The organism is Candidatus Skiveiella danica, from assembly GCF_022705245.1.
Classification (GTDB): Bacteria; Pseudomonadota; Gammaproteobacteria; order Burkholderiales; family Burkholderiaceae_C; genus Skiveiella; species Skiveiella danica.
In genome coordinates, this window is sequence record NZ_JAKJEW010000058.1 from 1 (window position 1) to 10,444 (window position 10,444).

Sequence of the window (10,444 nt, forward strand, 5' to 3'; positions counted from 1 at the left end):
CGCGTACCTCGGCTGAAAACTTGTTTGCCTTTGTCATTGCTCAATCCTCTCAGAGAAATGAGCCTCTTCAAAATCCGAGGCGGTTCAGCATAGACGAATTCACCCACCTCGCGCAGCTTGTTAGCTGCACGCTCGAATTCGTCCTTCATCGCCAGTTCGAGAAACTCCGTGATGCCTTGAAAGTGGGGATTGCGCGCTAGGCCCACGATGTAGTGCACCCCGGCGCGCTCGCATTAGTTCAGGATGCGCTGCCCGCAAAGTCCGAGTCGCCCAGCAACACGATGCGCATCTGGGGCCACTTCAGACGCAGGCGTGTGACCAGCAGCTTGAGAATCGCGCCAGCGTGCCGGGCGCCATCGATGCGGCTGGGACGCAGGTAGGCGCACGGCAGTTGCTGCCCACAGAACTCGTGCAGCGACAGGTAGCAATAGCAGTCGTAGTAGCCATTGAAAAAGCGCCCCTCCTGCTGGCCATGCGGCGGGTTGTCAGCGGCGTCAAAGTCGAGTACGAGCTCTTCAGGCGCGCTCTTGAGGCTAGCGATTAATTGATCGACCAGCACCTCGTGCAGCCGCTTGGCAGTAGCCCGGCCTGCCCATTTCTTCAGGCGGCACAGCGTGGGCGCGCTGGCCACCTTACGATCAACGCCGACGGCTGTTCGTAGTGCCACGTCCTGGCGCAGCTTGCTGTGGTCGCTCAGGTCCTAGCAGCCCAGCGCCAGTCTGTACACCCGTTGGCGCAACATGTCGCGCACGCCGTGCTTGATCAATGGCGAGCTGCGCGGATCAGCGATGCAGCGCAGGCCGAGCCTGCGGTCGGTTTCCCCCAGCAGCACGATCCCACCATCGCTGGTCATGCTGCCGCCATCAAACCGTCCCTCCACGACTCGGCGCCCAAGCCGACCAAAATTCAATCGTGTTCGCCCCGGTTTCTTCGGTATCGCCTGCCACTGGCAGCCCCATTTTGTGATTGGCAATAGATGCCAATGACAATGTGCATTCGGGCGGGACAGCCGACTCCTCTACGTGAAATATTCGGGCTGGCATGGAAAAGTTCTTGTCTGGCGTCTGTCGTGTTGCAGGTCCAAGGTATCGAAAGAGACCGCCTGCAAACAATCCACGCCCCGGGTGCTCATCTCCGGTTGGCATCTCACGCATTGGTCGGAGCTTGAAATGATTTTCTTGGGCCGACGAAGTGGAAGGTTATTTCGCTGCACCCCACTGCTGGAGGCTGTGTGATAACTCGTCAGCAGCGGCTGTTGCCCGACAGGTCCTGCTTGCAATCGACCCCAGAAATCCCGAACAGTATTGCGACGTGCCAGACCGGCGGTAACTTTGCCAAATTGGCCTCGTGAACGCTCTGAGGCTGCGTTTTTGATCTGAGAAGGTGCCTGTGCACTCACCAACCGCATTGCCTTTATCGTTTGGGTAATACCCAGAATGCTGATGACACGCTTGAGGTTGTAAGCCAACACGTTCAAGCTCATTTCGGTGGACACGTTTCCCATTCCACGCGTCAGGAAGTGTGTCCAGCCCATCCACTGCTTGAGTGTTCCAAATACATGCTCGACAGTGCTCTTTCTCACTGTCATCGCTTGGGGCATGCGGTCAAGCCGATGCTGCACCGATTCCATCACCGCTTCGTGCTCCCAACGTCGAATGCGCCGGGAACTGCTGGGGGTGCATTGCGCCTTGATCGCGCATCCAATACAGGCGCTACTCCAATAAATGCGAATCTGCATCCCTTTCTCTTCGCTGGTGAATCGATGAATAGCCCGATTGCCTGCGGGACACAGGTACTCATCTTCGCGTGCAATGTAGATGAAGTCCCCTTTGTCGAACCGCCCGTCGGCATTTGCACTTGAAGTCATGGGCTTGGGAACATACGCCGCAATGCCTGCGTCTTCACAAGCCTTGAGTTCCAGGCCGCTGTAATAGCCACGATCAGCGATGGCTTGCAACCCGGCGCGGCCCATGGCCTCACTTGCCGCCAGCGCAAGCTTGCTGAGTTGCGAGCGATCACTACCCGTGTTGGTGACTTCATGCGCCACGATCAGATGATTCTTGGTGTCTACCGCTGTCTGCACGTTGTAGCCCACCATGGCCGTGCCTTTGGCACTGTGGGTCGTCATCGCCCGTGCATCCGGGTCGGTCTGGGAGAGTTGCCGATCAGGCTGAGTCTCCAGCTGCGCCTTGATCTTCTGCAGGTCTCGCATGTGTTGGCGCATCTTCTGGATCTTGCCTTGCAAGCATTCGGTCTTGGCCTGCATTTACATGGGCTGCGTTCGATCTGCCGTCTCCAGTGCATCGAGATAGCGCTGGATGCTTTCTTCAAGTTCACGCTCGGGTCGTTCAACCTTGCCCGGTGTGTCGTTGCGTTCGCGGTCGTTGACGGCCTTGAACTTGCTGCCATCGATGGCGACCACAGCTTGCGTAAACAGCTTGAGTTCCCGGCACAGCAGCATAAAGCGCCGGCACACATTGCAGATGCCTTTGCCGTTGTCCCGACGGAAGTCTGCGATGGTCTTGAAGTCCGGGGCCAAACGACCTGTCAGCCACATAAGCTCCACATTGCGTTGGCACTCGCGCTCCAGGCGGCGACTGGACTGGATGCGGTTGAGGTAGCCGTAGAGATACTCCTTCAGAAGCACTGACGGGTGGTACGAGGGGCGCCCGGTTGCTGCCGGCATTGCACCCTCAAAGCCCAGCGCCTCCATGTCCAACTCGCCGATGAACGCATCCACCACCCGCGCAGTGTTGTCCTCGGCAATGAAATCATCCAGACACTCCGGGAGCAATGCGACCTGGTTTCGATCGCTACCCTGGATGAATCGGGTCATCTTCTGCCCTCCATCAACACCTTGTTGTTAGTGTCAACGCAGCAGGACTTCAGAGAGTGGACAAAATCAGTGTGTTTTCACACAGCCTCGCTGGCAGGCAGTCACTCACGATTGCACCAGCCGCTTGGACTTGGCGATCGACATCAGGATGCCCAGCCCCAGCCCCAGGGTCAACATGGCCGTGCCGCCGTAGCTGATGAAGGGCAGCGGCACGCCCACCACCGGCAGGATGCCGCTGACCATGCCCATGTTCACGAAGGCATACGAGAAGAAGATCATCGCCACCGCGCCGGCCAGCAGTCGCGAAAACAGCGTGGGCGCCTCCAGCGCAATCACCAGCGCACGCAGCACCAGAAAGCTATAGATGGCAATGAGCACCAGGCCGCCAATCAGGCCGAATTCCTCGCCGTAGGCGGCGAAGATGAAGTCGGTGGTGCGCTCGGGGATGAACTCCAGGTGCGTCTGCGTGCCCTGCATGAAGCCCTTGCCCCAGACGCCGCCGGAGCCGATGGCGATCATGCCCTGGATGATGTGAAAGCCCTTGCCCAGCGGGTCTCGTGTGGGGTCCAGAAGGGTGCAGATGCGCTGCTGCTGGTAGTCGTGCAGCACCGGCCAGCGCACGCCGTCGGCGCAAAGGTCGTCCCCGAAAAACACCACCAGCCCGATGCCTACCAGACCCACCAGCACCGGCGGCACGATCAGCTTCCAGCTCAGCCCGGCGAAAAGGATGACCGACAGGCCGGCCGCCAGCACCAGCAGCGCGGTGCCCAGGTCGGGCTGCTTCATGATGAGCGCCGCCGGCACCGCCAGCAGCGCGCCGGCCGCGAGGAAGTCCAGCGGGCGCAACTGGCCTTCGCGCTTCTGGAACCACCAGGCCAGCATCAGCGGAATGGCGATCTTCATGATTTCGCTGGGCTGGATGACCACCCCCACGTTCAGCCAGCGCCGCGCGCCCTTCTTGGTGATGCCAAACACTGCCACCGCCACCAGCAGGGCCACGCCCAGCACGTACAGCGGCACGGCGAGGGCCATCAGGCGCTGGGGTGGAATCTGCGCCACCACGAACATCACGAAACCGGCCAGCAGCATGTTGCGGCCGTGGTCGACAAAGCGGCCGCCGAAGTCAAAGGCGGTCGAATACATGGTCACCAGGCCGACGCACCCCAGCAGGAACAGCGCAAACGCCAACGGCCCGTCGAACCCCGTCAGCAGAGGACTGATGCGCCTCCAGAGGGAGGGGCGGTCAAAGACAGAAGCGGTGGCCATGGCGCGATTATCCCGCGCCGACTGCCCCGGCGCCGCAGGGTCAGGCCGCTTCGATCACCGGCCGCCCCGCCTGCACGGTAAAGCGGGCCAGGGTCTCGATGCGGGTGTCGCGGCGGGTCACGTCGTCGACCACGCGCAACGTGGTGGTGAGGTGTTTCGGCGTGAAGTCCACCAGGCCGTAGCCCTTGCGGGTGTTGTCGGCAAACACGAAGTGCGGGTTTTCGGCCAGCAGGGCCGCAAAGTTGTCGGCCGCAGCCGCCCGCGAGGTGATGCTGGTGCCGCAGAACTCCACGCCCAGCGCCGCACTGTCGGGCCGGGCGTAGTCGGCCTTGACGTGGCCGACCCAGTTTTCATGCACGTCGCCGCCCAGCAGCACCGGGTTGGCCAGGCGATGCCGCTGCAACGAGTCGGTCAGGCGCCCCCGTGCAGCCTCGTAGCCGTCCCAGCCGTCGTTCCACAGCGTCACACCCGGGCCGGGCCGGAAGTCGCGCCGGCCGAACAGGGTCTGCTGGCCGACGACATTCCAGGTGGCGCCGCCCGCCGCCTGCTCGAAGGCGCGGTCCAGCCATTGCTCCTGCACGGCGCCCAGCAGGGTGCGCTGCGGGTCGTCCCAGCTGGGGCAGCGCTCGGGGTCCACCATGCCGGAGCCAAAACGTCCATTGCGGTTGCAGACCTGCGGGTCTCGGTAATGCCGGTCATCCAGCAAATACAGCGTGGCCAGCCGGCCGAAGGGAATCTGGCCGTAGATGCGCATCTCGGCGCCGCTGGCCAGCCCCGCCAGCGCCTGCGTCAACACGCTCGCGCGCAGCGGCATGTGCTCGTAGAACGCCTGGTAGGCCGCCGCACGGCGGGCGGCAAAGTCCGCCACGGGCGGCCCGCTGTTGCCCGGCGTCAGCCCGGCGTAATCGTTCTGCACCTCGTGGTCGTCCCAGGTCACCAGCCAGGGGCAGGCTGCGTGCATGGCCTGCAGTTCGGGCTCGCTGCGGTGCAGCGCGTAGCGGGCGCGGTAGTCGTCCAGCGTCAGCACCCAGCCGCCGGTGGGCTGGCGCACCGCGTTGGGGGCGCCGGGGTACTCGTATATGTAGTCGCCCAGGAACAGCACCACATCGGGCTGGTCGTCGCGCAGGTGGCGCCAGGCGCTGAAATAGCCATGCTCCCAGCGCTGGCATGAAGCATAGGCCAGGCGCAGGCGGCTGGCCGGCGCCTGCGGCGCGGGGAACGTGCGGGTGCGTCCCATCGGGCTGACGGCGTCGCCCGCCATGAAGCGGTAGAAGTACCAGTGGTCCGGGGCCAGCCCCGCCACCTCCACGTGTACCGAATGCGCCAGCTCGGCCAGCGCCTGCGCCTGACCGCTTTGCACGATGCGCGTGAAGCCTTCGTCGTCGGCGATCTCCCAGCGCACCGTGAGGGGCGCGGTCCCCAGCGTCGAACTCCCAAACAGGCCGGTCTGCACCAGCCGGGTCCACAGCACCAGGCTGTCGTGCGTGGGCGAGCCGCTGGCCACGCCGAGCGCGAAAGGGTTGCCGCTGAAACGGGCCTGGCTCCAGGCGCTGCGCGGCAGCCACAGGGTGCTGGCCGCGGCGCTGGCCAGCTTGAGCAGGTGGCGGCGGTTCGTTGAAGGGGTCATCGTGGATCAGTCTCCGGCTCGCCATCGTGACACAAGCCCGCGCCCCCCGCTACGATCGTCCCATGCCCGTCACCCATCTGCTCTATCTCCATGGCTTCCGCTCCTCCCCGCTGTCGGCGAAGGCGCAAAAGGTCGCGGCCCGCGTCCAGGCACGCAACCCCGGCGTCACCTGGTGGTGCCCGCAGCTTCCCCCCTCGCCGCGCCAGGCGATGGAAGGGGTGATGCAGGGCATTGCCGGCTGGCCGCGCGCGTCGATGGCGGTGATCGGCTCCTCGCTGGGCGGCTTTTACGCGACCTGGGTGGCGCAGCAGACCGGCTGCCCGGCCGTGCTGCTGAACCCGGCGGTGGACCCGGCGCGCGACCTGGCCGCCTACATCGGCGAGCAGACCCAGTTCCACACCCCGGAGGAGCATTTCTTCTTCGAACCCGCCTTTGTGGACGAGCTGCGCGCACTGGATCCCGGCCCGCTGCGGCAGCCGGGGCGCTTTTTCGCCATCATCGCCAAGGGCGACGAGGTGCTGGACTGGCGCGAGATGACCGCCCGCTACCCCGGTGCCCGGATCAAGCTGCTGAGCGGCGGCGATCACGCCCTGAGCGACTTCGGCGACCATCTCGACGAGCTTTTTGCCTTTCTGGGCCTGCGCTGAGGGGCCTGCCGGATTGCTGGGACAATCCCGGCCATGCATGTATTGTTTGAAGAAGCCGGCAAATTCATGGCCGGGCGGGTGTTGTCGGAGGCGGAGGCCTCCTCGCAGGTGGAGCTGGACAGCGGCAAACGGGTCAAGGTCAAGGCCGCCAATATCCTGATCAAGTTCGAGAAGCCGGCCCCGGCCGAGCTGCTGGCCCAGGCCGCTGCCGTGGCACAGACCATTGAGCTGGAGCTGGCCTGGGAGTTCGCGCCCGAGGGTGAATTCAGCTTTGCCGACCTGGCGCGCGACTATTTCAGCGCCGACGCCACGCTGGCGCAGCAGGCCGGCGCCCTGTTTCGCCTGTTCGAGGCGCCGCACTACTTCCGCCGCGCCGGCAAGGGCCGTTTCAAGAAGGCCCCGGCCGAGATCCTGCAACAGGCGCTGGCCGCGATCGAGAAGAAAAAAGTCATCCAGCAGCTGATCACCGACTGGTCGGCCGAGCTGGCCGCCGGCCGCTGCCCGGAGCCGATCCGCGAGCAGCTGTTCAAGATCCTGTTTCGCCCGGACAAGAACGCCCCCGAGTACAAGGCCGTGGTCGAGGCCTCGCGCGCCACCCGGCTGCCGCCGCTGGCGCTGTTGCAGCAGGCCGGCGCCATCGCATCGCCCTACCAGTTCCACTGGCAGCGCTTTCTGCTCGACCATTTTCCCAAGGGCACCGGTTTTCCGGCTCTGCAGGCGCCGCCCATCACCGACGACCTGCCGCTGGCCGCCGTGCAGGCGTATTCGATCGACGACTCGCAGACGACCGAGATCGACGACGCGCTCTCGGTGCAGGGCCTGGGCAGCGGCATGGTGGTCGTCGGCATCCACATCGCCGCGCCGGGCCTGGCCATCACGCCCGGCAGCGCCATCGACCTGCTGGGGCGCCAGCGCCTGTCCACGGTCTACATGCCGGGCTACAAGATCACCATGCTGCCGGACGACGTGGTGCAGACCTACACCCTGTCGGAGGGGCGCGACGTGCCGGCGGTGTCGCTCTACGTGGCGCTGGACGAGGCCACGCTGGAGATCAAGGCCACCGAGACCCGGCTGGAGCGCGTGCCGATCACCGCCAACCTGCGCCACGACCAGCTGGACGGCCTGATCACCGCCGAATGGCTCGAAAATCCCGACTTTGAGCATCAAAATGGCACCAGCCCAGCGCCGATCGGTCGTGAGGTGCTCTCATTTTTATACCGACTCGCCAAAGACCTGAAGGCCAGGCGCGAGGTGGTGCGCGGCAAGCCGGAGAACTTCAACCGGCCAGACTACAACTTTCGCCTTGTCGGAAACGAGGGAAACGTGCCCACCGGCGAAGAGCCGGTGCAGATCAGCACCCGCCAGCGCGGTGCGCCGCTGGACCTGATCGTGGCCGAGGCCATGATCCTGGCCAACAGCACCTGGGGCAACTGGATGGCCGAGCTCGGCGTGCCCGGCATCTACCGCAGCCAGGCCAGCCTGGCGCCCGGCGTGAAGGTGCGCATGGGCACCAAGGCGCTGCCGCACGCCGGTATCGGCGTCAAGAGCTACGCCTGGAGCACCTCACCCCTGCGCCGCTACACCGACCTGGTGAACCAGTGGCAGATCATCGCCTGCGCCCGCCACGGCAAGACGGCCGCGCTGGCCGCGCCGTTCAAGCCCAAGGACGCCGAGCTGTTCTCGATCATCAGCGCCTTCGATGCCGCCTACAGCGCCTACAACGGCTACCAGGCCGGCATGGAGCGTTTCTGGACGCTGAAATACCTGGAGCAGCAGGGCATCACCGAACTGGTGGCCACCACCTTCAAGGAAGGCCCCGGCGGCAGCTGGCTGGTGCGCGCCGACGAACTGCCGCTGGTCTTCCCGGTGCTGGGCGCGCAGGGGCTGACGCGCGGCGCGCGGCTGCGCGTGCGCCTGGGCGAGGTCGACGAGATTGCGCTGGACGTGAGCGGCACCGTGATCGAGCGTCTGGATGCGGCGCCCATGGTGGAAGACGACACGCAGGACGAGGACGAACCCGCGGCCGGGCCGATCGCGATTGCGCTGGATGTGAACGAGCCCGAGACAGCACCGGGCGATAATTCCGCATCGTGAATTTCCGGTCTTTCAGCACCCTCCAGATCGCGCTGGGCGTCTCCATTGCCGTGCATGCGGTGCTGTTGACGGTGCGCTTTGTCGACCCGGAAGGCTTCAACCGCATCTTCCAGGACACGCCGCTGGAGGTGATCCTGGTCAACGCCAAGGGCGCCGAGAAACCCGACCCGGCCAGGGCGAAGGCGATTGCCCAGCACACGCTGGCGGGCGGCGGCGACGCGGAGAAGGGGCGCGCCACCACGCCCCTGCCGGCCTCGGCGCTGACCGAGCTGGGCGACTCCCCGGAAGACGCCCAGCGCAAGATCGAGGCCATGCAGGAGCAGCAGATGCTGCTGCTGGCGCAGCTCCGCCAGCAACTCGCCGCCCTGCCCCCGCCCGACCCCAGGCAGCCCAGCAACACGCCCGAGGCGGTGGCGCGCGAGGAGCGCCGGCGCCAGCTGTTCAAGCTGCTGGCCGAAATCGAACGGCGCGTGAACGAAGAAAACGCCCGCCCCAAGAAGCGCTACATCAGCCCCGCCACGCGCGAGGAGGTGTACGCGGTGTACTACGACCGGCTGCGCCGCAAGATCGAGGACAAGGGCACCGAGAACTTTCCCACCGCGGCCGGGCGCAAGCTCTATGGCGAGCTCACCATGATCCTGACCGTGAACCGCGACGGGCGCGTGATCGACGTCGAGGTGGTGCAGACATCCGGCAGCCTCACGCTGGACCGCCGCGCCATGGCCATCGCGCGCAGCGCCGCGCCCTTTGGCCGCTTCAACGAGGCCATGCGCCGCCAGGCCGACCAGATCGTGGTGGTGTCGCGCTTCCGGTTCACGCGCGACGAAACCCTGGAAACCAACCTGACCAGCCGCTGAAGCGGTTCCTTGACATGGATCTGTATTGCGTGATGGGCAACCCGGTGGCGCACAGCCGCTCGCCGTGGATCCACGCCCGGTTTGCCGAACTCGCCGGCCAGCCGCTGCGCTACGAGCGCCAGCTGGCGCCGCTGGACGGCTTTGCCGCCACCGTGATGGCCTTTCGCGCCGGTGGTGGGCGCGGCTGCAACGTCACCGTGCCGTTCAAGCACGAGGCCGCGGCCCTGGCCACCTGGCAAAGCCCCGGCGTGGCGCTGGCCGGCGCGGCCAACACCCTGCAGTTCGACGGCGAGGACATCCGCGCCTACAACACCGACGGCCCCGGCCTGGTGGCCGACATCACCCGCAATGCGGGCGTCGAGCTGGCCGGGCGCGACCTGCTGCTGATCGGCGCCGGCGGCGCGGCGGCCGGCGTGCTGGGCCCGCTGATCGGCCAGCAGCCCCGGCGCCTCGTGATCGCCAACCGCACCGTCGCCCGTGCGCAAGAACTGACCCAGCGGCATGCGGCGCTGGCCGCGCAGGCTGGCGTCACGCTGCAGGCGTGCGCGCTGGATGCCCCTGAACTGGCCGATGGTTTCGACGTGGTGGTCAACGCCACCGCCAGCAGCCTGGGCGGCGCGGGTGTGCCGGTGCCAGCCTCGGTGCTGAAGCCGGGCGCACTGGCGCTGGACATGATGTACGGCCCCGCCGCGCAGGGCTTTCTGGACTGGGCCAGGGCCCACGGCGCGCGAGCCCGCGACGGCCTGGGCATGCTGGTGGAGCAGGCGGCCGAATCCTTCCTGATCTGGCGCGGCGTGCGCCCGCACTCGCTGACGGTGCTGGTCGAGCTGCGCGCGATCGTGGACAGCGTGCCCAAGACCTGAAGCCATGGCCCGAGCCACCCTGACGTTCCGCATCCTGCGCTGGCTGCTGCAAGTGGCGCTGGCGGGCGTGGCGCTGCAGTTGTTCTTCATCGGCCGTATCGCGCTGATGTCGGTAGTGGACCCGTCGTCCACCACCTTCGAGCGTTCGGAGGCCTGGCGCATCGTGACGGAAAAAGACGCTCTGCGCTGGCGCCAGCAATGGGTGCCCTACGCGCAGATCTCCGACCACCTGAAGCGCGCCGTGATCGCCTCGG

At 65.8% G+C, this 10,444-nt stretch carries 6 protein-coding genes and 3 pseudogenes; 5 read left to right on the forward strand and 4 right to left on the reverse strand.

Going from position 1 to position 10,444, the window contains the following annotated elements:
- Nucleotides 1–86 precede the first annotated feature (86 nt).
- From ACMUOY_RS19510 to ACMUOY_RS19525, 4 genes and pseudogenes are all read right to left on the reverse strand, one after another.
- Nucleotides 87–937 (reverse strand): annotated as a pseudogene (locus tag ACMUOY_RS19510) (IS1380 family transposase); the annotation flags it as partial.
- 465 nt (nucleotides 938–1,402) lie between these two features.
- Nucleotides 1,403–2,836, reverse strand: a pseudogene (locus ACMUOY_RS19515) (IS1182 family transposase); the annotation flags it as partial.
- A gap of 105 nt (nucleotides 2,837–2,941) precedes the next feature.
- Nucleotides 2,942–4,102, reverse strand: a complete 1,161-nt coding sequence (gene rodA / locus ACMUOY_RS19520) for a rod shape-determining protein RodA (RefSeq protein ID WP_413894404.1) — start codon at nucleotides 4,100–4,102, stop codon at nucleotides 2,942–2,944.
- Nucleotides 4,103–4,142: 40 nt separating this feature from the next.
- The gene (locus ACMUOY_RS19525) at nucleotides 4,143–5,729 is read right to left on the reverse strand and encodes an alkaline phosphatase D family protein (RefSeq protein ID WP_413894405.1); all 1,587 of its coding nucleotides are present in this window, start codon (nucleotides 5,727–5,729) and stop codon (nucleotides 4,143–4,145) included.
- 62 nt (nucleotides 5,730–5,791) lie between these two features.
- On the opposite strand from ACMUOY_RS19525, the gene ACMUOY_RS19530 reads away from it, so the two are divergent.
- The 5 genes and pseudogenes from ACMUOY_RS19530 to ACMUOY_RS19550 all read left to right on the forward strand — a co-directional run.
- Nucleotides 5,792–6,376, forward strand: coding sequence for a YqiA/YcfP family alpha/beta fold hydrolase (locus ACMUOY_RS19530; protein ID WP_413894406.1), 585 nt, complete (start codon nucleotides 5,792–5,794; stop codon nucleotides 6,374–6,376).
- A 33-nt stretch (nucleotides 6,377–6,409) separates the two neighbouring features.
- Nucleotides 6,410–8,470, forward strand: coding sequence for a ribonuclease catalytic domain-containing protein (locus tag ACMUOY_RS19535; protein ID WP_413894407.1), 2,061 nt, complete (start codon nucleotides 6,410–6,412; stop codon nucleotides 8,468–8,470).
- A complete protein-coding gene (locus ACMUOY_RS19540) occupies nucleotides 8,467–9,327 on the forward strand; it encodes an energy transducer TonB (RefSeq protein ID WP_413894408.1) in 861 nt (286 codons plus the stop codon). Before ACMUOY_RS19535 ends, ACMUOY_RS19540 begins: the two co-directional genes overlap by 4 nt.
- Nucleotides 9,328–9,341: 14 nt before the next feature.
- A complete protein-coding gene (aroE, locus tag ACMUOY_RS19545) occupies nucleotides 9,342–10,190 on the forward strand; it encodes a shikimate dehydrogenase (protein WP_413894409.1) in 849 nt (282 codons plus the stop codon).
- A gap of 4 nt (nucleotides 10,191–10,194) precedes the next feature.
- Nucleotides 10,195–10,444: pseudogene (locus ACMUOY_RS19550) on the forward strand (monofunctional biosynthetic peptidoglycan transglycosylase); the annotation flags it as partial.

Coding starts and splice junctions, on each gene's coding strand:
- rodA (WP_413894404.1), bottom strand. CDS start 4,102: ATGGCCACCGCTTCTGTCTTTGACCGCCCCTCCCTCTGGAGGCGCATC.
- ACMUOY_RS19525 (WP_413894405.1), bottom strand. CDS start 5,729: ATGACCCCTTCAACGAACCGCCGCCACCTGCTCAAGCTGGCCAGCGCC.
- ACMUOY_RS19530 (WP_413894406.1), top strand. CDS start 5,792: ATGCCCGTCACCCATCTGCTCTATCTCCATGGCTTCCGCTCCTCCCCG.
- ACMUOY_RS19535 (WP_413894407.1), top strand. CDS start 6,410: ATGCATGTATTGTTTGAAGAAGCCGGCAAATTCATGGCCGGGCGGGTG.
- aroE (WP_413894409.1), top strand. CDS start 9,342: ATGGATCTGTATTGCGTGATGGGCAACCCGGTGGCGCACAGCCGCTCG.